Source organism: Candidatus Rhodoblastus alkanivorans (assembly GCF_022760755.1).
Classification (GTDB): domain Bacteria; phylum Pseudomonadota; class Alphaproteobacteria; order Rhizobiales; family Beijerinckiaceae; genus Rhodoblastus; species Rhodoblastus alkanivorans.
On the sequence record NZ_JAIVFP010000001.1, the window covers coordinates 1,031,358 to 1,053,669 of the forward strand.

The 22,312-nt window shown below is 67.3% G+C and carries 17 protein-coding genes; 9 read left to right on the forward strand and 8 right to left on the reverse strand.

Features of this window, described 5'->3' with window-relative positions:
* Positions 1-26 precede the first annotated feature (26 nt).
* The 3 genes from cydD to K2U94_RS04705 all read left to right on the forward strand — a co-directional run bounded on the left by cydD (position 27) and on the right by K2U94_RS04705 (position 4,189).
* Positions 27-1,802, forward strand: coding sequence for a thiol reductant ABC exporter subunit CydD (cydD, locus tag K2U94_RS04695; protein WP_243066103.1), 1,776 nt, complete (start codon positions 27-29; stop codon positions 1,800-1,802).
* Positions 1,799-3,472 carry a thiol reductant ABC exporter subunit CydC gene (gene cydC, locus K2U94_RS04700; protein ID WP_243066104.1) on the forward strand — a complete coding sequence of 558 codons (1,674 nt, stop codon included), beginning with the start codon at positions 1,799-1,801 and terminating at the stop codon, positions 3,470-3,472. Before cydD ends, cydC begins: the two co-directional genes overlap by 4 nt.
* 255 nt (positions 3,473-3,727) lie before the next feature.
* A complete protein-coding gene (locus tag K2U94_RS04705) occupies positions 3,728-4,189 on the forward strand; it encodes a hypothetical protein (protein ID WP_243066105.1) in 462 nt (153 codons plus the stop codon).
* Between the two features lie 96 nt (positions 4,190-4,285).
* Here K2U94_RS04705 and K2U94_RS04710 read toward each other — a convergent pair whose 3' ends face one another.
* Entirely contained in the window at positions 4,286-5,959 is a 1,674-nt protein-coding gene (locus K2U94_RS04710) for a SulP family inorganic anion transporter (protein WP_243066106.1), read from the reverse strand.
* A gap of 238 nt (positions 5,960-6,197) precedes the next feature.
* On the opposite strand from K2U94_RS04710, the gene K2U94_RS04715 reads away from it, so the two are divergent.
* The 4 genes from K2U94_RS04715 (at position 6,198) to msrA (ending at position 9,535) form a co-directional block, all read left to right on the forward strand.
* Positions 6,198-6,467, forward strand: coding sequence for an acylphosphatase (locus tag K2U94_RS04715; RefSeq protein ID WP_243066107.1), 270 nt, complete (start codon positions 6,198-6,200; stop codon positions 6,465-6,467).
* 100 nt (positions 6,468-6,567) lie between these two features.
* A complete protein-coding gene (msrB, locus tag K2U94_RS04720; RefSeq protein ID WP_243066108.1) occupies positions 6,568-7,035 on the forward strand; it encodes a peptide-methionine (R)-S-oxide reductase MsrB in 468 nt (155 codons plus the stop codon).
* A gap of 1 nt (position 7,036) precedes the next feature.
* Positions 7,037-8,836, forward strand: a complete 1,800-nt coding sequence (locus tag K2U94_RS04725) for a cytochrome c biogenesis protein DipZ (protein WP_243066109.1) — start codon at positions 7,037-7,039, stop codon at positions 8,834-8,836.
* 12 nt (positions 8,837-8,848) lie between these two features.
* Positions 8,849-9,535: a peptide-methionine (S)-S-oxide reductase MsrA gene (gene msrA / locus K2U94_RS04730; protein ID WP_243066110.1), complete on the forward strand. Its 687-nt coding sequence runs from the start codon at positions 8,849-8,851 to the stop codon at positions 9,533-9,535.
* Positions 9,536-9,804: 269 nt separating this feature from the next.
* Here msrA and K2U94_RS04735 read toward each other — a convergent pair whose 3' ends face one another.
* The 3 genes from K2U94_RS04735 to K2U94_RS04745 all read right to left on the reverse strand — a co-directional run bounded on the left by K2U94_RS04735 (position 9,805) and on the right by K2U94_RS04745 (position 14,701).
* Positions 9,805-12,234, reverse strand: coding sequence for a TonB-dependent receptor (locus tag K2U94_RS04735; RefSeq protein ID WP_243066111.1), 2,430 nt, complete (start codon positions 12,232-12,234; stop codon positions 9,805-9,807).
* Between the two features lie 252 nt (positions 12,235-12,486).
* Entirely contained in the window at positions 12,487-13,824 is a 1,338-nt protein-coding gene (locus K2U94_RS04740) for a histidine kinase (RefSeq protein WP_243066112.1), read from the reverse strand.
* 103 nt (positions 13,825-13,927) lie between these two features.
* On the reverse strand, positions 13,928-14,701 hold the full coding sequence (locus K2U94_RS04745; protein ID WP_243066113.1) for a sulfotransferase family protein: 774 nt from the start codon (positions 14,699-14,701) through the stop codon (positions 13,928-13,930).
* A gap of 468 nt (positions 14,702-15,169) precedes the next feature.
* On the opposite strand from K2U94_RS04745, the gene K2U94_RS04750 reads away from it, so the two are divergent.
* A complete protein-coding gene (locus tag K2U94_RS04750; protein WP_243066114.1) occupies positions 15,170-15,529 on the forward strand; it encodes an ArsR/SmtB family transcription factor in 360 nt (119 codons plus the stop codon).
* Between the two features lie 90 nt (positions 15,530-15,619).
* A complete protein-coding gene (locus K2U94_RS04755; protein WP_243066115.1) occupies positions 15,620-16,498 on the forward strand; it encodes a pirin family protein in 879 nt (292 codons plus the stop codon).
* Positions 16,499-16,798: 300 nt separating this feature from the next.
* On the opposite strand, the gene K2U94_RS04760 is transcribed toward K2U94_RS04755, so the two are convergent.
* The 4 genes from K2U94_RS04760 to folP all read right to left on the reverse strand — a co-directional run bounded on the left by K2U94_RS04760 (position 16,799) and on the right by folP (position 22,195).
* Positions 16,799-19,267, reverse strand: a complete 2,469-nt coding sequence (locus K2U94_RS04760; RefSeq protein ID WP_243066116.1) for a response regulator — start codon at positions 19,265-19,267, stop codon at positions 16,799-16,801.
* Positions 19,264-20,760 (reverse strand): response regulator, encoded by a 1,497-nt coding sequence (locus tag K2U94_RS04765; protein WP_243066117.1) that lies wholly within the window; start codon positions 20,758-20,760, stop codon positions 19,264-19,266. The genes K2U94_RS04760 and K2U94_RS04765 overlap by 4 nt, the downstream gene beginning before the upstream one ends.
* Before the next feature lie 144 nt (positions 20,761-20,904).
* Entirely contained in the window at positions 20,905-21,444 is a 540-nt protein-coding gene (gene folK / locus K2U94_RS04770; protein ID WP_243066118.1) for a 2-amino-4-hydroxy-6-hydroxymethyldihydropteridine diphosphokinase, read from the reverse strand.
* On the reverse strand, positions 21,431-22,195 hold the full coding sequence (gene folP / locus K2U94_RS04775; protein WP_243066119.1) for a dihydropteroate synthase: 765 nt from the start codon (positions 22,193-22,195) through the stop codon (positions 21,431-21,433). Before folP ends, folK begins: the two co-directional genes overlap by 14 nt.
* Positions 22,196-22,312 lie beyond the last annotated feature (117 nt).

Here is a 22,312-nt window from a genome sequence, read left to right on the forward strand (position 1 = left end):
GGCGCGGTTCATCTTGCGCCCCGCCCATGACCGACGCAGCTGATTTCCTTGAACGGACGCGCGCCGACGCCGGCCGCGCCCTGACCTTGGCCATGGCCGCCGCCGCCGCCCGCGGCGGTCTCGCCATTCCCTTCGCCTGGCTGCTCGCGGGCGCAATCGACCGGGCGGCGTTCCACAAGGCCGACGCCACAAGCCTCGCGCCGACTTTGTTCGCCCTCGTCGCTTTGGTCCTGCTTCGCCTCGCGCTCGCGCTCCTCACCGAGCGCGCCGCCGTCATGGCTTCCGCCCGGGCGCGCGCGGGCCTGTTCCGCCGCCTGCTCGCCCATGTCCGCGCGCTCGGGCCCATCCGCCTTGCCGGCCAGCCGACCGGGGAAATGGTTGCGGCGCTGACCGACGCCGTGGCGGCGCTCGATCCTTTTTGGCGCCGCTATCTGCCCGCGCTCGCGTCCGGCGCGGCGCTGCCCGTTCTTATTCTGCTCGCGGTCACCGTCGCCGAATGGCGCGCGGCGCTGGTCTTTCTGATCGGCGCGCCGGTCGCCGTCCTTTTTCTGGTTCTCGTCGGGCAGGGCGCCGAAAAAGCGAGTCAGAAGCAATGGGGCAATCTGACCCGGCTCGGCGGCTCGCTGCTCGACGCCGTCCAGGGCCTGGCGGATTTGAAGATTTTCCGCGCCTCGAAGGCCGAGATCGCGATCGTCGCCCAAATGGCGGAGGCCTACCGCCGCGATACGATGGCGGTCCTGCGCCTCGCCTTTCTGTCCGCGCTGGCGCTGGAGTTCTTTACCGCTCTGGCGATCGCTTTGGTCGCGGTTCTGGTCGGCTTCCGGCTGCTCTGGGGCGAGATGCATTTCCACGCCGGGCTTTTCATCCTACTGCTCGCGCCGGAATTCTACGCGCCCTTGCGCGCGCTCGGCGTCGAGCGCCACGCCAAGATGGAGGCGATCGCGGCGGCGGAAAAAATCGTGGCCTTGCTCGACCGCCCCGCGCCGGCGCGGCCGCGTGCGCCGCTGACGCCTGTTCTGGGCAAGGCGGCGGCGTTGCGCTTCGACAATGTGAGCTTCTCCTACGACGGCGGCCCGCCCGCGCTTGAAAATTTCAGTCTCGACATAGCGGGCGGCGAACATGTCGCCGTGGTCGGGCCGAGCGGCGCCGGCAAGAGCACCATTCTTTCCCTCCTCCTCGGCTTCATCCAGCCGACCTCGGGCCGCATCCTGGCCGACGGCTTCGACCTTGCCGAAATCGACCTCGCGCTTTGGCGGGCGCAGATCGCTTTTGTGCCGCAAAGCCCACATTTCTTCGACGGCGACATTGCGCGGAATGTCGCCATGGGCCGCGCCCCGCCGGACGGCGACGTCGCGTCCGCCGTCGCCCGCGCCTTGCGTGACGCGCGCGCGGAAACCGTCGTGGCCCATCTGCCGCAAGGCGTGAACACGCCGCTCGGCGAGGGCGGGCTGGGTTTAAGCGGCGGCGAGGCGCAGCGCATAGCGCTTGCCCGCGCCTTTTTCCTCCCCGCGCCCCTGATCCTGTTCGACGAGCCGACCGCCCATCTCGATTCCGCGACCGAACGCGAATTACAGCATTCCTTCGCGCGCCTCGCCGTAGGCCGCACCGCGCTCACCATCGCCCATCGTCTGGAAACCGCGAAAAAAGCCGGCCGCCTGATCGTCCTCGACCGCGGCCATATGGTTGAAGCCGGCGCGCATGAGGCGCTCGTCGCGGCGGGCGGTCTCTATGCCCGTCTCGCGGCGGCCGATCTCGCCCCGCCCGATCTCGCGCCACCTTGGCCTGAAGGCGCGGCGCCATGACCAGCCTTTGGCGCCTTGTCGGCCTGTTCCGGCCCCATGCCGGCTGGATCGCGCTGTCGATTCTGATTTCGCTCGCGAGCCTTCTCGCCAATATCGGCCTGCTGGCGACCTCCGGCTGGTTCATCGCGGCCATGGCGGGCGCGGGGCTCGCCGGCGCGGCGATCAATTATTTCACCCCCGCCGCCGTCATCCGGACTTTCGCCATTCTGCGCACCGGCGGGCGCTATGCCGACCGGCTCATCAGCCATGAGGCGACCCTTCGCCTGATCGCGCGCCTTCGCGTGGAAATTTTCGCGCGGCTGGAGCGGATCGCCCCGGCCGCGCTCGGCGACTTGCGCTCGGGCGACGTGCTGGCGAGCCTGCGCGGCGATGTCGATCGGCTGGAGCAGGTCTTTTTGCGCCTGTTCGCGCCCCTGATCGTCGCTCTGCTTGCGGCTTCGATTCTGGTCGCGGCGCTTGCCTTCTGGAGCGCCGCGCTCGCCGTCGCGGCGGCGCTCATTTTCGCTTTGGCCGGTTTCGCCGCGCCGGCTTCGAGCGCCCTTTGGGCGCGCCGCCCGAGCCGGGCCGTCGCCGCCCGCGCCGCGGCCTTGCGCGCTCGTCTCGTCGACGACCTGCAAGGATTGGCGGCCTTGCAGGCGACCGGCGCCGACGCGCGTCATTTCGACGCGCTCGAACGCCAGATGGCCGATCTGCTCGCGGCCGAAGCGGATGTCGCGCGCATCGGCGCCCTTGGCCAGGCCTGCGTCGGCGCAACTGTGGAATTGACGGCGCTCGCCGCTCTGGCGCTCGGGGCGGGGGTGGTGAAGTCGGGCCTGATCGACGGGCCGCAATTGACCGGAGGCGTGCTGACGGCGCTCGCTTCGCTCGAAGCCTTCGGCGGGGTCGCCGCCGCCTTCGCCGGCCTCTTCGCCGTCATCGCCTCGGCCGAGCGCGTCTTCGGCCTCATGGACCGGCGCCCCGTTGTCGTCGAGCCCGCCCGGCCGGCGCCGCCGCCACAGGGCTTCGACCTGAAATTGCACGACGTGAGCCTGACCTTTCCGGGGGCCGCGCGGCCGGCCCTGCGGAACATCGACCTCGACATTCCCGAAGGCCGCCGCATCGCTTTCGTCGGCGCGAGCGGCGCCGGCAAGTCGAGCCTTTCCGACCTGATCGTGCGTTTCCGCGACCCCGATGCGGGCGCGATCTGGCTCGGCGGCGTGGAGCTGAAGGATTTGCCCGGCGACGTCATCCGTTCGCGCATCGTGGTCATGCGCCAGGCGCCGCATATTTTCGCCGCGAGCGTCGCGCGCAACCTGCGCCTCGCCAAGCCGGAAGCGGCCGAACAGGAATTGTGGAACGCCCTTGCGGCGGTCGAAATGGAAGAGACCGTTCGCGCTCTTCCCCAAGGTCTCGACAGTCCGGTCGGGGTCGGGGGCGCCAAATTGTCCGGCGGGCAGGCGAAACGGCTGGCCTTGGCCCGCGCCCTGCTGACGGATGCGCCGATCCTCTTCCTTGACGAGCCGACCGAAGGCCTGGACCCGGACGCCGCGCGCCGCATTCTCGGCAGGATCATAGAGCGGAGCCGTGGCAAGACGCTGCTGCTGGCGACGCACCGCCCCGCCGAACGCGCCGCCATGAACGAGATCGTGACGCTCGACGGCGGCAGGATCGTGGCGCGGCGCCTCGTATGAGCCGAGGCTTGCGGAACCGTTCAGCTTGATCCCATAATCATGGTCGCCGCGACCTTTCTTCGGCGCTTCGGCAAGCGCTGCGGCGCGACTGGGCGCGATCTCCGAAAAGTGGATGTCGGTTTTCGGATGATATTCCTGCTTGGGCACGGTTTGATTGGGCGCGGTTTGACCGATCGCCGCCAGCCGAACGGATCAGGGGCCTTGATCGTCCCGGCGGCAGGATGTTTCGATCATTGGGAGGGAGCGAATGAAAGGTTGATTTTCGCGCGGAGCAGCCTGCTCGCGGCGCTTGTCGCATTGACGCCGATCCCGTCGGAGGCGATGGGCGTTGCGACGATGCCCGGCCCGGCGGCTCACGGTGACGATTATATCGTCCTGGCGCGGGGAAGGGGCGGCGGCTTCCATGGCGGCGGGGTCCATCGTGGCGCGGGCGTCCATCGCAATGTGAACCGGAACGTCAACCGCAACGTCAACCGCAACGTTCGTGTCAATCGCGGGATTTATCGCGGCCCCAATGTCTATTATCGCGGCGGCGCGTGGGTCCGTCCGCGCAATTATTGGTGGCCGGTTGGCGGCGCCATCGCCGCCGGCGCGGCGATCGGCGTCATTTCGGCCGCGGCGGCGGCGTCCTGGGCCGGCTCGCCTCCCGGACCCAATTATTGCTGGTATTACACCAACTCCAGCAAACGCAGCGGTTTCTGGGACGTCTGCCGCTGAAGCTTCGGCCGGTCGATTTCAGAAGCTGGGCGCGGGAAAGGAAAGAGCCGGGACGGGATCGGCTGGATTTGCCGCTCCCGTCCGATTCGGGTTCAATCATTTCGGGGTTTCGGCCGACATCGTTTTGAATCGTTCGATCGCCACGCGCGCGTTGAAAAGCAGGCGGTCGCGGCCAAGTTGTTGGTCGAAGCCGGAACGGCGCGCCATCTCGAGCGCCGCGGGATTGAGTCCGGCAAGCCAGAACTGTGCGCCTCGTTCGGTCGCGCGCTTGTCCGCCTCGATCATCGTTTGCAAGGCGGAAAATTCGATGTCGGGAACGCGGCTCATGTCGAGGACGAGGACCCGCGGCCGATATTGCGCCTGGAGCGCAGCAACCTGATCGGCGACGTTCTGGACGTTGAGGAAGAACAGGCGGCCCTCCGGCCGCAGGATCAGAAGGCCTTCGATCATTTCGTCGTCGGGATGGTCCGGCGACAAGGGACGCAAGACGTCGGCGCCGCGCTTGCGCACGATCACCGAGACGCGCGGATGCGCGGTTTGGCTCCCGAGGCCGATGACGGAGAGGATGATCGCAACGACGACGCCTTGCAGCGTGCCGAAAACCAGCACGCCGAGCGTGGCGGCGACGGCCCACCAGAACTCCATGGTGCGGACGCGGTGGATGGCGGCGAATTCCCGCGGCTGGATCAGGCCCGCCGAATAGACGATCACGATCGCCGCCAGAGTGGCGTTTGGCAACAGCCCGAGCAGCGGCGCCAGAGCCAGCATGGTGGCGAGCGATGCCGCCGCGGTGACCAGAGAAGTCATTTGCGACCGGCCGCCGGCCGCAAAAACAACGCCGGTCTGCGATGTCCCGCCGCCGGCGGGCATCGCGCCGAGAAAGGCTCCGCCGATATTGGCCGCGCCGGTGGCGATCAGTTCGCGGTTCGGGTTGATCGGCGGATCGTTCGGGCGCGCGAAGGCGCGGGCCGCCGCTATGCTTTCGGTGAAGCTCATCAGCGCCAGGCCGAGGGCGCCGGGCGCGAGATCCCGGGCGAGGCTCAAATCGGGCAAAGTGAGCGCGGGCAGTCCTTGAGGAATGACGCCGACCGTCGCGACGCCATGCGCGGCGAGGCCCAGGAGCCATGACGCGAGAATAGCGCCGCCGACCATGACCAAAGGCGCCGGCGAATGCGGCCGCAGCCATTCCGCGCCGATGAGAAAGGCGAGCGTCGCGACGGCGACGGCAAGCGTCGGCGGGGAGGCGTCGGTGAGGTGATGCGCCAGGGCGACCGCATCGGCGAAGAAGGAATGTTTGGTGAAATGGACCCCGAGCAGCTTTGGCGCCTGGTCCAGCAGGATGACAAGCCCGACGCCCGCCTTGAATCCGGTCAGCACCGGGCTGGAGATGAAATTGGCGACGAAACCGAGGCGCAACAGGCGCGCGAGGACGAGGAAGACGCCGACGAGCGCAGTCAGAGTCGCCGTCGCGGCAATGAGCCTGGCCGGATCGCCGTTCGGCGCGACCGTTCCGAGTTCCGCTCCCGCCAATATCGCGAGGGTCGTCGTCGAGCTGAAGCTGAGCACGCGCGACGAGCCGAGCAGGCCGTAAATGGCGCAGGGAACAAAGGCGGTATAGAGCCCGACTTCGGGAGGCAGGCCCGCGACGGTCGCATAAGCCATCGCCTTGGGAAGGACGACCGCCGCGGCGGTGAGCCCGGCGACGAGATCGAAACGGAAAGCGTTGGCGTCCGTGCGCGGCGTGGGATCGGCGTGGGATGGCGTCGTCATTGGGTCAGTCCCCGCGAAAAGGCGCCCAGGCGCGTCGATCAGATTAAACCTGAAATGTCAGCCAGACCAGTATCGCGAACCATGATCGCGCGATCGTCGCAACCCGCAATGGGGCTTGGCGATCGATCGCGAAGGGCGATAAGCTTGAATCTGCGTCCCAGGGCCCGGATTCTGGAGATCATGACGACGCATTGATCGTTCTGGCGGACGGGTAGTGACCGGAAACGAGACAAAATCCTTGCTGATTGTTGTCGAGGGCCGCGTTCAGGGCGTCGGCTATCGCGAATTCGTGCGCCGCGCCGCCCTGCGCCTGCAACTGTCCGGATGGGTGCGCAATCGCTGGGACGGCGCCGTCGAGGCGCGGGTCAGCGGCGCGGCGCTCGATCTCGACGCTCTGGTCGACGCCATGCGCGCCGGCCCCTCCATGGCCCAGGTGCGCGCCTTGAAAGTGGTCGAGGACGGCGATCCTCCCGAAAGCGGCGGCTTCGTCATCGCCTCCAGCGCCTGAGGCTGTTGATCCGGCCGAGATTTTGTTGGTTGAGGCGTAACGAAGCGCGGCGGCGCGCGTATCCCGCTTGAACACATTTCCAGCAATCGGGAGAAAGCCCATGTTCACTCGTCGCGCGACCTTCGGCCTCATCGCTTGCGCCGCGCTCGCCGGGGGCGCCGCGCAGGCCGCCGCCGCCGAGGACAAGATCGTCCACAGCGACGCCGAATGGCGCAAGCTTCTGACGCCCGACCAATATGAGATTCTGCGCCGCGACGGCACCGAGCGGCCCTTCACCAGCCCGCTCCTGCACGAGAAGCGCAAGGGGATTTTCGCCTGCGCCGGCTGCGACCTCGATCTCTATTCCTCGGCGACCAAATATGACAGCGGCACCGGCTGGCCGAGCTTCTGGGCCCCGCTCCCCCATGCAGTGACCGAGAAGGAGGACCGCTCCTTCGGCATGGTCCGCACGGCGGTGAATTGCGCGCGCTGCGCCGGCCATCTCGGCCATGTCTTCAACGACGGTCCCAAGCCGACGGGCCTGCGCTATTGCATGAACGGCGCGGCGCTGAAATTCAAGGCGGCCTGACATGATCCTCTACCTGCTCGCCTTCCTGGGCGGCGCCCTGACCATCGCCAGCCCCTGCATCCTCCCCGTTCTGCCTTTCGTCTTCGCCGGCGCCGGGCGATCTTTCGGGCGTCGCGGCCTGCCCATGCTGCTGGGCATGGCCATGACCTTCGCTCTGGTCGCGACGCTCGCCGCCGTCGGCGGCGGCTGGGCGGCCCACGCCAATTCCATCGGCCGCGATCTCGCTCTGGCGCTGATGGCTTTGTTCGGCCTCGCGCTGCTGTGGCCGGGGCTCTCCGAGCGGCTGTCGGCGCCGTTGGTTTCCCTCGGCGGCCGTCTGTCGCAGCGCGCGGACGGGGAGGGCGGAATCGGCGCGTCCTTGCTGCTCGGCGTCGCCACCGGCCTGTTGTGGGCGCCCTGCGCCGGCCCGATCCTCGGCGTCATTCTGACCGGCGCGGCGCTCAAGGGCGCGAGCGCCGGGACCTCTTTCCTGCTGCTCGCCTATGGCCTCGGCGCGGCGACCTCGCTCGCTCTGGCTTTGCTCATCGGCGGCAAGGTTTTCGCGGCGATGAAGCGTTCGCTCGGCATCGGCGAATGGGCGCGGCGCGGTTTCGGCGTCGCGGTGCTGGTCGCGGTCGCGGCCATCGCGCTTGGAGCCGACACCGGCTTTCTCGCCAATCTGTCGCTGGCGAGCACCGACAAATGGGAACAGGCGCTCATCGACAAATTCACGCCTGCGCATGCCGCCGCCGACCAGAAGGCCTCGGTCGTCATGGCGCCGGGCGAGGGCGCGATGATGATGAAGGCCGGCGCGGGTGCGTTGAAGGCGGAGCCTGCGCGTCTCGTTGCCAACCTGCCGGACGACGGCCCGGCCCCGGCGCTGACCGGCGCCGTCGCCTGGCTCGATTCGCCGCCGCTGACCTGGAAGGAGCTTAAGGGCAAGGTGGTGCTGGTCGATTTCTGGACCTATAGCTGCATCAACTGCCTGCGGACCCTGCCCTATGTCCGGGCCTGGGCCGACAGATACCGCGATCAGGGTCTGGTGGTGATCGGCGTCCACGCGCCCGAATTCGCCTTCGAGCGCGACATATCCAATGTGAAGCGCGCGGTCGCCGACCTTCACATCGACTATCCGGTGGCGATCGACAACGATTACGCGATCTGGCGCGCTTTCGGCAATCAGTACTGGCCGGCGGAATATCTCATCGACGCGCGCGGCCATCTGCGCCATCAGCATTTTGGCGAGGGCGATTACGCCGAAACCGAAAAGGCGATCCAGGAGCTTCTGGCCGAGGCCGGACATGCGGTCGCGCCGTCGAAGCCGGTCCTGGACAAGGCGTCAGGCGTCGAGGCGGCGCCCGACTTCGCCGCGCTCAAATCGCCGGAGACCTATATCGGCTATGGCCGCGCCGAAAATTTCGCCTCGCCCGACGGCGCCGTTCAGGATCGCGCCCATGCCTATGAGGGCGTCGCCGACCTCAAGCTCAACCAATGGAGCCTGGCCGGCGACTGGACGGTCCAGGAGGAGCGCGCCGAACTCGATAAGCCGGGCGGCGCCATATTCTTCCGCTTCCACGCCCGCGATCTCAATCTGGTTCTCGGACCCGGCGCCGACGGCAAGCCGGTGCGCTTCAAGGTGACGGTCGATGGCGCGGTCCCCGGCGCCAGCCACGGGGTGGATGTCAATGCGCAGGGCGAGGGGACAGTGACCGGCGACCGCCTCTACCAGCTCGTCCGCCAGTCCGGCGACATTCGCGACCGCCTGTTCCGGATCGAATTCCTCGATCCGGGCGTGCGCGCCTATGCCTTCACCTTCGGCTGAGAGGGAATGCTCATGAAAATCGTGAAAAGTCTCATTCTGTCGGCGGCGCTGGCTCTCGGCGCCGCCACCGCCAGGGCCGACGAAAAGCCGCACACCATTCCCGCGCCCATTCAGGACGAGATGATACATCAGGGGCCGGAGAGCATTGTGCTCGCCGGCGGCTGTTTCTGGGGCGTGCAGGGCGTTTTCCAGCATGTGAAGGGGGTGACGCGGGCGGTTTCCGGCTATGCCGGCGGCGTCGCGGCGACCGCCCATTACGACCTGACCAGCCGGGGCGACACCGGCCATGCCGAATCGGTGCGGGTCACTTTCGATCCGACGAAAACCAGTCTCGGGCGCATCCTGCAAATCTATTTCGCGGTGGCCCATGACCCGACCGAGCTGAACCGGCAGGGCCCGGACTACGGGACGCAATATCGCTCGGCGATCTTCCCGAGCGACGAGGGGCAGGCGAGCATAGCGCGGGCCTATATCACCCAGCTCGATCAGGCCCACGCCTTTCACGCCCCGATCGTGACGACCATCGAGCCGGGCAAGACCTTCTATCCGGCCGAGGCCTATCATCAGGACTTTCTGGCGCTCAATCCCGACTATCCCTATATCGTCATCAACGATCTGCCCAAGATCGCCGCCTTGCGTCGGCTCTATCCGGGCTCATATCGCGACCGGCCGGTCCTGGTCGGGATTGTCGCGCGGTAAGTCTTAGAGCGTTTTCCGACCATATTGACGCAGTCTGCCGAGGGGATTTCGCGCCGTGGCCAGGAGGGTGGCGACGGCCGTGTCGGGGACACGGCCGAGCCGACCGACGCCGCGACGGCGCGAAAGCCCCCGGCCCGAAGGGTTCGCTTTCGGCGGACGCCCGGCGTCGCGCGCGCCTCGACCGCATCCCCAATGCGCTCTTCGGCGCGCGCTTGCCGGATCGTCTCTCCGAAAGCGAACAGATTGCGTCAATATGGTCGGAAAACGCTCTAGAACTTCACCCGCAGGCCGGCGTAGAAGGACAAAGGCTGGGAGGGGACGAGCATTTCCGGATTGGTGAAGGCCTGGAACAGGGACGACGTGTCGAAATAGGTCCCGTAGGTGTAATAGCGCTGGTTCAGCAAGTTTTCGGCGCGGGCGAAGACCTCGACATCGCGCGTAATCTTGTAGGCGCCGTTGAGCGAGACGGTGGCGTAGCCCGGAATCTGCGGCTGCTGGTTGGAGGCGTCGCCGGCATAGCGCATCGGCCCGGTGATGAGGACGTCCGCGCCGACGCGGGTTCTGGAATTGATGTCCCAGTCGAGGCTGATTTTCGCGCGCTGGCGCGGGATCAGCGGGATCTGGTCGCCGGGGACGACATAGATATTGCCGCTGGCGTCGGCTGAAGGGCTGTTCGAGCCGAGCGTCAGGTAGTTGCGGAAGGTCGCGTCGATATAGGCGTAGGTGGCGCGGACGGTGAAGGGGCCCTTGCGGTAATTGATCTGCGCTTCGACGCCCTGGCGGAGCGTGTCGCCGACATTGGCGAAATAGCCGTAGCCCTGCAAATAGGGGTCGGGAATATTGAGGATGTCGTTGAGGCTGAGGGTGCGGTAGACGCCCGCCTTCCAGCCCACCGCGCCCCAGTCGTCGGCGAGAACATGCTGTCCGCGCAGGCCCGCCTCGAAGGTCTGGGCCACGACCTGCTGGAGCGGCGGGTCGGAAACCAGGAAGCTCGCCATGAGGCAGGGCTGCTGCGGATTGGCGCAGCCGAGTTCGAGCGGCGTCGGCGCGCGATTGGCTTCCGAGAACGAGCCATAGGCCAGCAGGTCGGGCGTGATCTTGTAGGTCAGGCCGACCATGGGATTGACGTGGGTATATTGGCTGTCGCCGTTGACGTCGCCGCCGAGCTGGTCGGAGAGCGAGATCGAAGCGATGTTCAGGCGCGCGCCGGCCGAAAGGGTCAGCTTGTCGGTGAGGTCGAGCGCGTCGAGGGCATAGAGGCCGAAATAGCGGTTGTAACTGTTGACGCTGACGGGGCCTTCGGTGACCGGTTCGCCGGAGTTCCCGATAATGACGCCGCTGCCGAGGACATAATAATTGGGCAGGATGGTCGCCAGTTCGGGCGTGGCGGCGTAATTGGTCGCGCCGAAATCGAAGCTCGCGCCCAGGGTCGCGTGGTTCTTCAGGCCGAACAATGTGTCGCTGTTGGTGAGCTGCGCGTTGGCCCCGGCGCTGGTGGTGAGGATGTGCGAATAGTCGATCTCGCCCAGCACCGTGTTCGGCGGGAAGGGATTGGCGAGCTGCTGGCCGTTCACGCCATTGGCCGGCGTCGAATCGTCGCCGAAGCAAAGCTGCGACGGGTCGGCGCAGGGCTGGACCGAGGTCGCGTTGCCGTCCACCGTGTGCTGGATATAGCGGCGGACATAGGCGTTGGTGGTGAGGCTCCAGGTCGGCGACAGGTTGAAACTGCCGGAGAGCGCGATCTGCCCGATCTGGTAATGCTGGGTCTGCGGATAAGTGTAGGTGCTGCCCCAATATTGCTGCAGCATCTGGATCGGGGCCGGGCCGCTCGCGCCGAATTCATTGTCGGCGAGGCCTAAGGTTAGGTGAAATTCATTGCCGTTGGCGCGATAGCCGAGATCGCCATAGAAGCGCTTGATGGCCGAGGCGCCGTCGATACGGAAGCCATTGTCCTGCACGCCTTCGAGCGCGCCATAAAAGGCGAAATCGCCGACCTGCTTGCCATATTCCACCGCGCCCTGGATGCGGCCGTAGGAGCCGCCGGAAATCTGGAGCTGGCCGCCCTGGTTGTTGAAGCCGTCCTTCATCCTGATATTGACGGCGCCGCCGAGCGCATTGAGGCCATAGACCGGATTGGCGGAAATCATGTCCATCGAGGCGATGGCGAAGGTCGGGAGCGCGTCCCAGTTCATCGTGTCGCCGAAGGCCTCGTTCACGCGCACGCCGTTCTGATAGATGGCGAGGCCCTGTGGCGTGCCTTGGATCGGCGACGAGACGAAGCCGCGAAAGACCACGTCGGGCGAGAGCGAATTGCCGGAAGCGCTCTGCACGTCGACGCCCGGCGCGAGCTGTTGGAGGACGGCGGCGGCGTCGGGCGATCCGACGCGCGAAATCTCTTTCGCGTTGATGCGGGTGTTGTTGGCCGGCGTCACGTCGCGGGTGAAATCGAACGGGGCGGCGCTGGGCGGCGGCGCGGCCACTGGCGGCGCCGCGACACCAGGGGCGGCTTGACGCGTGACGACGGGCGTGGCCGCGACGCGGGGCGCGGGGGCCGGGCGCGCCGCAACCCGCGGCCGGGCGCTCGGCACGTCGGTGGTCACGTCGATGTCGGGAAGCGGCTGTCCGCTCTGCGCAAAAGCGAGCGCCGGCGCGCCGAGGACGGCGACGGTCGCGAGAAGGGCGGAGCGCAGGCGGTTCATCTGTTTCCCCAAACTTTGGCAGGCGGCCGTTCGACCTTGGCTGTTTTTCCGCCGCCCCGGGTTTCGCCGCCACGGCTCCCGGCCGGCGCCATTTTTCGTCATAATGAAGACACTAATATAAGCTGGTTTGATCGGGAAGATTTGCTCCGGGGAAAGCATCCTGATCGAGCAGGAAAAAATCCCGGCGTCTATATTAAACCTAGACGCTGAGAATATTTTAGCTATTGCCTGTGATCTATTTGCAACAAGTTGTCACAAATCTTTCCCTTGCGCCAGCGGCAGGGCCGCCTCGACCAGCCCGCCGCCGCCCGGCGCCTCGCCGAAGCTGAGACTTCCGCCAAGGCTCAAGACGCGCTCGCGCATCCCGGTCAGGCCGAGGCCCGGCGGCTTCGACGGATCGATCCCGACGCCGTCGTCCTGGACGCGGACGCGGATTTCCGGCGGCGACACGTTGCGCGACAGGACGATCGAGGCGTGGGTCGCCCTGGCATGGCGATAAATATTGGTGAGGGCCTCCTGAACCAGCCGGTAGAGCGCAAGTCCGGTCTTCTCGTCGGGCGGGTCGAGCCCCTGCGGCAGGCTCAGTTCGATATCGACGCCGGGCTCGGTTTCGCGCCAGCCGTCCACCAGGATTTTCAGCGCCTCGCACAGCCCCAGTTCGTCGAGCGCGGGCGGGCGCAACTGGCGTAGAATGCGCTTGTTGTGGCCCTGCAGCGACTCGATCTCGCCGCGTATGGCGGCGACGCGGCGTTCAAGCTCCTCCTGTCCCGAATTTTTAAGGCCTTTTTCGAGCAGGCTGGCGTTGGCGCGCAGGGCGAAGAGATAGGGGCCGATCTCGTCGTGCAATTCCCGCGCGATCCTTTTGCGCTCGTCTTCCTGCACCTCCATCAGGCGCTGGATCAGGGCGCGATTGGCGTCCGACAGGCTTTGCAGCGCGGCGGCGAGGGCGTTGATCTTGGCGCAGAGGTCGTGAAACTCCGGCGATCCGGCGGCTTCGACCCGCGTCCGGTAGTCGCCGTCGCGCAAGGCGCCGAGCGCGCCCGCGCAGCTCTCCAGCGGGGCCAAGGTGCGGCCGAGGATGAAGCTCGCGCCGATCAGGGCCGCGAGCGCGATCGCGCCGCCGGTCAGGGCCAGATTGCGGACATCCTGCCAGACCTCGTTGACCTCGTCGGCGGGATCGCTGGCGATGACGATGTCGCCATATTTGCGGCCGTCGATCACCGCCGGCAGGATCGTCAGATGGGCGCGGGCGTGGATGAGGGCGTCGAACCAGGACGGCGATTCGCGCCGCGAAATGTCCGGCGCAAGCGCGGCCGCCGGGATTTGTCCGGTATCGTGGACGAAGGCGATGCGGACATGGCGCAACGAATCGAGGCTGCGCGCGAGATGGCGCAGGCTCGCTTCGGGGGCGGGGGCGCCGTGGAAATTGTTGAACGCGGCTTCGACGAAATCGCGCGTCACCCTGGTCATCGCCGCGCTTTCGGCCTGGACGCGGGCGCGGGCGTTGACCGCCATGCGGCCGATATCGGCGGCAAGGCCAAGCAGAAGCACCAGGCCGAAAAGAAGGTCGATTCGAATTTTGAGCGACATGAGGCGAAGGCCGCGCCGGGCTGCGAGCGGGCGATGGTCGAGCCCGTCCCGCCTCAAGTCAAGGGCTTCCGGCGCCAACTCAGCGCCGCCGCGCGAAGCCGCCTTAGGCGCCTTCCCAATAGCTTTCGTCGAACGAATAGCCATAGGCCTTCATTTCAGGCCCGCACAGGCGCTCGAAAAGGGCGCGTCTCGGCTCGTCCCACAGATCCGCGAGGGCGAGGACGCGCCGGGCGGTTCCCGCCTCGGTCTCCTGCGGACGATCCTTCTGGAAGGCCTGGGTCATCGCCGCCACATTGGCGTCGGCAAGGTCCAGCAAATGGCCGATGGCCGCGGCGGCCGTCGTGGGATCCCGGATCAGATCCTGTTGATCGACCTCGACATATTTGTCCCGCGGGATTTTGTCCCGCATGAGCCTCCAGGCTTCCATGTTTCGCGCCCAGTCGCGGCAATGATATTCGAAATTATGGCCGGGAAATTTTTTCAGGCGGGAAACGATATTCTCGATGGCGCGCCTTTTAGCGAAAATGAACACGCTTTCGGGCCAAAGCTCGAGCAAGGTCGGGATCGCCTCGATCATTTCGGGATTGCCGGTCTTGTCGAACCACGGCGCGTCGGGATTGTGGCGGTTGACGACGTCGCGGAAAACGACGGCGATCGAATCCATCAGCGCCTCCTTGTCGACGACCGAGGCGAGAACCTTCGGCCCGTCATTGCCGAACGTGGCGAAATGGCGGTCGATGAAACGGCCGAGAACCGTCAGCAGGCTGAGAAAATTTCCCTCGCGGAAACCATTGTAGCCCGCGCGCAGCATGCCTTCGGCGAGCGCGCTCGTTCCCGACCGGGGGGAGCCGATGATGAAGACTGGATATTTCGCCATCAATTGCCAATCCGCCTTTCACGACAAGGATTTATTGGCCGCCCGCCAGCCGGGGCTCGCGGGCGCTTCCGGGCGATGGAGCGTCGCGGGGAGGCCTGGAGCAACCTCAATCATTTCCACATGAATCGTCTTCGGCCCGGCGGCGTCTCGTCTTTCGAAAATTTTGCGCTGACGGTCGGAGAGAGTGGGCGAGCATTCGTGAAAACTTTAGTTTCGGGGCTGTTTTCATAGCTTCCGGCTTTATCGCTGTCCAGCGGCCTCGGGCGCGAGGCCAGGCTCCAGCCCAAATCCTTGTCCAAAGTTCAGCTCTGCGGAAAAATATTTCATCTTGCCCTTGCCAACAGGCATGCGTTATCGGCAATATGAATAATCGCGAAAGTATGAATAAGTGCGCATAACGCCGCCTCGCGGCACATTGTGGCGGCAGCGAAACGACAGACGCCCGCGCCTCGGAGACGATAGCGAAACATGCCCTCCGCCCTGGACATTCACGCGCATGCCGACGAGGCTCCGACGAGGGGGCCCGTTGACGCAGCGGCGCTCGCCGACGCGGCCGATCAGGCCAGCGACTTTCTCAAATCGCTGGCCAATCCCGTGCGGCTGCGGATCCTGTGCCTGCTGGCGCAAGGCGAATCGCCGGTCGGCGACATCGCCGAAAAGCTCTCCGCCCGGCAAAGCCTGATTTCCCAGCATCTCGCCTTGCTGCGGAAGGACGGCCTCGTGCGCCCCCGCCGCGATGGCCAGACCATCCGCTACGCATTGGCCGACGAAAAGGCCGAACGGCTGATCGGCGTGCTCTACGAATCCTTCTGCCCGGTCAAGCGCTGATAAAAAGCTTGCATTTCGGCAAAGGCTGACAGGCGCGAACTTGTCGCGCGCCGCCAGTCCGCCAATGTCTCGGAGCAAAGGAGACATGGCATGACCGTCATGCAGGATTTGGAAGCGCGAAAGGATTTGGACGCGCGAAAGGTCGTCGCCGTCACGCGGGGCGAGGCGACCTCGGACGGCGCGGGGGTGAAGATGATTCGCCTCATCGGTTCGGCCGCGCAGCCGCCCGTCGACCCATTCCTGATGCTCGATTTCTTCGGCTCCGAACAGCCCGGCGATTATATCGGCGGCTTCCCCGATCACCCGCATCGCGGCTTCGAGACGGTAACCTATATGCTGGCGGGACGGATGCGCCACCGCGATAATCACGGCCACTCGGGGGTGATCGAGGCCGGCGACGTGCAATGGATGAAGGCCGGGCGCGGCCTGATTCATTCCGAAATGCCGGAACAGGACCACGGTCTGATGCGCGGCTTCCAGCTCTGGATCAACCTGCCCGCCGCCGAGAAAATGTCGCCGCCGGCCTATCAGGAATTCAAGGCGGCCCAGATTCCGGTCGAGACGCGAGAGGGCGCCCGGGTCAAGATCGTTGCCGGCGCGGGGGCGTCGGGCGCGCTCGGCCCGGTCCGGGCGCCGCATGTGGACGCCGTCTATCTGGATGTGGAGCTTGCGCCCGGCGCGACCTTCAGCCAGGCCCTGCCGGCGGATCACCAGGCCTTTTTCGTCCTTTACGAGGGCTCGGCTTCCGCGCCCGGGGACAAAGGCGAGCAGGCGGTCGAGGCGCTCGCCCTCCTCGCGCTCGGCGCGGGCGGGGAGGCGGTCCTGACCGGCGGCCCGCAAGGCGCCCGCGCCCTGCTGCTCGCGGCGCGACCGTTGCGCGAGCCCATCGCCTGGAGCGGCCCCTTCGTGATGAACAGCCGGCAGGAGCTGATCCAGGCTTTCGAGGATTATCGGGCGGGTCGATTCTAAAGCGTTTTCCGACCATATTGACGCAATCTGTTCGCTTTCGGAGAGACGATCCGGCAAGCGCGCGCCGAAGAGCGCATTGGGGATGCGGTCGAGGCGCGCGCGACGCCGGGCGTCCGCCGAAAGCGAACCCTTCGGGCCGGGGGCTTTCGCGCCGTCGCGGCGTCGGTCGGCTCGGCCGTGTCCCCGACACGGCCGTCGCCACCCTCCTGGCCACGGCGCGAAATTCCCTCGGCAGATTGCGTCAATATGGTCGGAAAACGCTCTAGCGACGGCCGCAAGGCGAAGCGGCCGCGCTCCGGATCAGGCCGCTTCGCCGCAGCCGCACGGCGTGCGGCGCGGCGCGGATCGGGCGCCGGCGCGCGCCGCCAGGGCGGCCTCGAGCGCTGTGACGGCGTGGCTCCATGTATCGCGCAGTTCTTCGAGACAATCGTCGCCGTAAAGCGCGAAAGTATCGGTTCCGAGCGCGCGCCACGCCCGGCAGAGCCCGGCCAGGGCGATGGCGCCGACATTGCCGGCGCTGCTTTCGAGGGCGTGCGCCGCGCGACCGAAGGCGTGGCGATCGCCCCGTTCGACCGCGACCGCCATATGCTCGGCGATGAGTCCGCCTTCCTCGATGAATTCCTTGACCACCTTGGCCAGGAAATCCTCGCCGCCCAGAGCGGCCAGCGCCTTGATCGAGGACTCGTCGAGCGGTGCGGTCGCGGCGGTCCGCGCTGCGCGGGCGGCTTTTTTCGCGTGGCGCTCGGGCGGCTTCGCCGCGGCGGCCGATCCGGCGTCGCGCCATGAGGCGTCGCCCCATGCGGCGTCGAGCGCGGCAAGCAGGGCTTCGGCGGCGATCGGCTTGACCAGACAGGCCGCCATCCCGGCGCGCGCGCAGTCCTCGCGCCTTTGCGCGCTGGCGTCGGCGGTCAAGGCGAGGATCGGCGCGTGGTTCTCTCCGGCGCGCGCGAGGCGATAGAGCCGCGCCGCCTCGATGCCGTCGATCCTGGGCATGTTGAGGTCGAGCAGGATGAGGTCGAAATCCTCATTCAGCATGGCGTCGAGCGCCGCCTCGCCGTCCGCGGCCGTTTCGACCCGATAGCCGCCGCCCGACAAAATCGCCTCGAAGATCATCCGATTGACGCCATTGTCCTCGGCGAGCAGGATTTTCCGGCCGGCGCCGCGCGGCCGGATCGTAGCGGCGAGCGCTTCGTCGCGCGGCGCTTCCGCTAGTCCGCCCGACAAGTCGCGCAGCTCGGCGGCGATCCGCTGCGCCGTCGCGATCTCGTCGGCGTTGTTGGCGTCATGGGCGACGGCGGCGAGGGCGAAGCGCCGGGCGAGGGCCAGGGAGTCGAAGGGTGCTGGCGCGACGACGCAGACCGGCCCAAGCGCCTGCGGCCCGGCGAAAGCCGGCGCGTCCTCGAATACCAAGGGCGGAGCCATGATTTGCGAGGCGCGCGCGATCGCGTCGGCGTCGTCGCGCTCGACCGCCAGTTCGAACCAGAACAGCGCGCCTTTCCCGGGCTCGCTCTCGACCCCGATGCGCCCGCCGCGCGCCTCGAGCCGGCGCCGCGCGATGGCCAGCCCCAGCCCGCTGCCGCCGAACCGTGCGGCGATGTCGGGTCCGCCCTGCACGAAGGTTTCGAAAATGCGGTCCTGCGCCGCCTTGTCGATCCCGATGCCGGTGTCGCGCGCCTCGACCCGCAGCACGAGGCCGCCGTCCTCGCCTTCGCGCGCCGAGACATGGATCGCGACGGCGCCAGAGGCGGTGAACTTCACCGCATTGCCGCCCACGTTCTGGATGGTGTCGAGCAGGAGTCCGGCATCCGAAAGAATGTAGCGCGGCGCGCCGGCGCCGATGCTTAAGCCCAGGCGCACGCCCTTGCCGTCGGCCTCGACCGCCAGCATGGCGCGCAGCGACATCAGCAGGGCGTAGAGATCGATCCGTTCGGGCGGGGGCGCTTCGACGCCGATCTCGTCGCGCGAGACCGTCAGCAGACCCTCGATATGGCGCAGAAGGAGGCCGCCGGCGCCGCGGATGGTCTCGACCATATCACGCTGCTGGCCGTCCAGGCGGGTGTTTTTCAGCATGTCGCCGAGGCCGAGAATCGCGGTCAGCGGCGTGCGCAGCTCGTGGCTCACATTGGCGAGCAGGAGGGTCTTGGCGCGACTGGCGCGCTCGGCTTCGGCGCGGGCCTCGGCGATGCGGCGCAACAACAATCCTCCATAGGCCGGCATGGTGATGAGCGCGCAGAACAGGCCGGCGGACAGCGAGGCGTTCGCCCGCCAGAACGGCGTGAACACTATCGTCGCGGCGAAGCCGATCGCCGCGCTGGCGACGGACGCCGCCATATAGGCCGCGCCGAGGCGGACGCCATTGCCGAGGATCATCCACAGATAGAGCGGGAAAAGAAAAGCCGATGCGCTTGAGCCCAGATAAAGGCCGTAGGAAATGGCGGCGGAATCGGCGCAGATGGCGACGATGCGGCGAAGCCGGTTCGGTTCCGGCCGCAAGGCGAGATGGGCCTGCGCCAGCCCGATGAAGACGACATAGGCCTGCAGTCCGGGCAGGCCGGCATTGAGAAAAAGGCGCGCGTCTCCGCCGCGGCCCGCCTGCCAGGCGGCGGCGCACAGGACCACCAGCGCCAGGAACAGGCGGTTGAGCATGATTCCCTGCTCGGGGCGTTCCTGGGCGAGAAAGAATCCGCGCCTCATTCCGGCCGAGGCGGCGCGCGCGGCGCGGCCGATCGCGGCAGGCGCGGCGAAGATCGATGCGGCAGACGATTTCATGCCCGGCGCGCCTTGATTTCCGGCGCATCCTCGGCGGCGCGCGTTCCAAGCAGCGCGCTGAAATCGCGTAGCGCGAAGGGCGCGCCGAAACATGGCCCCTGGGCCCAGCCGACGCCGGCGCGCCTCAGCGGCGCCAGCAGCGCCGGCGACGCAGCGTCGGCCGCGCGCAAAACGGGCGTCTTGCCAAACTGACGCTCGATCCGGGCGCGAAGCGCGCGCGCCCGCGCCACCCCTCCATCGTCGGGGCTCGAGAAGCGGATGGCGCCGATCGCGCCCTGGGCCAGCGCCTTTTGCAGGACCGGCCAATGGGGCGCGTCGGCGCTATCCTGCCCGAGCGCCCCAAGATCGAAGGTCAGTCCGGCGCCGAGGGCGGCGAGGGCGGGAACGAGCCTGTCCGCCCGCGCGCCATTCGCCAGCATATCCGTGACAGGAAGGATGAGATCGAGGCGGGCGGGTTCGACGCCGGATTCGGCGAGAAGCGGCGGCAGGCGCAAAACAAAGGACTCGGCGTCGTCGCTGGCGAGGCTCAGGCGCAGGCAGAGGCGGAAGTTTTCGACTCCATCGCGCCGGGTCCGCGCCGCGCAGGACAAAGCGACGCTCAGGGCCTCCCGGTCGGAGAATTCCGCTTCGCGGGCGCCGTCCTGCAACTGGGCGCCGACGAGGGCGCCGCTGGCGAGATCGACCAGAGGCGCGAGACGCCATCGCTCCGCGACGGGGCGCGGAGAGTCGGCGCGCCAGATTTCGCGCATCGAGCCGATCGCCGCGCGTAGGCAGGCCGCCGCATCTTCCCCGGCGCGGGGCAAAGCCGCGCCGGCGCGCAGGGTGGCGATGCGCCCGAAGGCCGCCCTGGCGCGCAGCAGGCGGCGCGCCAGGGCCCGCGCGTCGGACCGATGGGCGACCCCCGTTTGCAGCAGGACGTAGCGCAAAGGATCGAGCCGGGCGACAGCGTCGCATTCGCGCACATGGGCGCGCAGGATGGCGGACAAATCCGGCGCGGGGCCTACGGGAACGATCTCGATGACATGAAGGGCGAAGCCGCCTTCGCCGCAGCGATCGAGCAAAGCGCGGATTTCGTCCTCGGGACGCGCCTCCGCCGCGGGCGCCGCGTCGCCGGCGGAACGGCTGAGCTTGAGCAGGTTGCGCGCCCGGGTGATGAATTCGCAATGGTCGATCGGCGCGCGCAGAAAATCCGTCGCGCCGCTCTCCAGCGCGCGCAGGCGCTTCTGGCGCTGTCCGCAGACGGTGATCATCATGATCGGCACCCGGGCGGAGCCGGGCTGGGCGCGGAAACGGGTGATGAATTCGTCGCCGTCGATCCGGGGCATTTCGTAATCGGTGACGATCAGATCGGCCGCATTCGCTTTCAGCCAGTCGAGCGCGCTGGCGGCGTCGCCAAAGGCCTGGACGGTGACGTCCTGACCGAGAGACCTTGCGAGTTGTGTGTAAATGGCGCGATTAGTAGCTCGATCATCAACGATAACTATGCTGTACATACCCAAACCCGGTCGCCAGCCTGGAGCCCGGCGCGTTTTCCGCTTTTTCGTAAACAGAACGACGCCGCTTGTCGGCCGCCGTCCGCGGACTCCAGACGGCCTATTTTCCTGAAAACTCATTAAGGTATTGTTTCTATTATATCTTTAATTCGTTTCGCTCGACGATTCCGGTCGCGGCCAGAATGGCGACAGACGGCGGACGCCGCTTGCGTCGACGCGCGCCGCAAGCTCGGCGAGCCGCGCGCCGGCAAAGCGCAGGTCGGGCGCGATTTCAGCGAGCGGGACAAGGACGAAGGCGCGTTGCGCAAGTCCGGGATGGGGCAGGGTCAGCCTGTCGTCGCGCCATGCGAGGTCGTCGTAAAACAGAAGATCGATGTCGATCGCACGCGGTCCCCAGCGCCGGGTTTCCTCGCGTCCCAGCGCGCGCTCCGTCGCCTTGACGAGGTCGAGCAGGTCGAGCGGCGCGAGCCTGGTGCGGGCCAAGGCGCAGGCGTTGACGAAGTCCGGCTGGTCGGTCACGCCCCAGGGCGGGGTGGCGTAAAGCGAAGAGAGCGCGTCGAACACGAGTCCCGCCGCGCTGAGCGACGCGACGGCGCGGCGGAGATTCTCGGCTGGATCGCCGAGATTGGCGCCGAGGCCGAGGCCGATGCGCCGCTGCGCTCCGAGGGCGTCAGGCGCGCTCAATTTCGCTCCAGATTCTCAAGGCGCCGACATGTTCGGCGACGTCATGGACGCGGAAGATCGACGCCCCGCGCGAAAAGGCGCGCAAATGGGCGGCAAGCGTTCCGGCAAGGCGCTCGCCGACCGGCGCGCCGGTCAGGGCGCCGATAAAGCTTTTGCGCGAGGCGCCGATCAGCACGGGAAGGCCGAATTTTTCCCGCAAGGCGCCGCAGGCGTCGATCGCCTGAAGATTCTGGCGCAGAGTCTTGCCGAAGCCGACGCCCGGATCGAGCACGATTTTTTCGCGCGCCACGCCGGCTTTTTCGGCGCGTTCGAGCGTCTCGCCGAAAAAGGCGAGCATGTCGGCGACAATGTCGCGCGCCGCATCCGCTTCCGCGCAATGATGCATGACGATGAGCGCGGCGCCGCTTGCCGCCGCGACCTCGGCCATGGCCGGATCGGCGCGCAGGCCGGACACGTCATTGATCGCCGTCGCGCCGAGCAAGGCCGCCCGGCGCGCGACGGCGGCCTTGGTCGTATCGACCGAAACCGGCAGAGCGATGCGCGCGAGAAGAGGCGCCAGCACGGGCTCAAGCCGCGCCCATTCTTCCGCCTCGTCCACCGGCGCGAAGCCCGGCCGGGTGGATTCGGCGCCGATATCGATCATGTCCGCGCCGGCGGCCTCCATCGCTTGCGCATGGGCGAGGGCCGCCTCCGCCGCGACAAACCGTCCGCCGTCGGAGAAGGAATCCGGCGTGACGTTCAAAATTCCCATGACGAGGGGCCCATGGGCCAACCGCGCGACCAGCCTGTCCGCGCCTTCCCTTGCTTTAGCGAATGGCTCCATCGAGCCCCCCTTTTTCGCGGGAGAGCGGATAAACGCCGCCTCGCC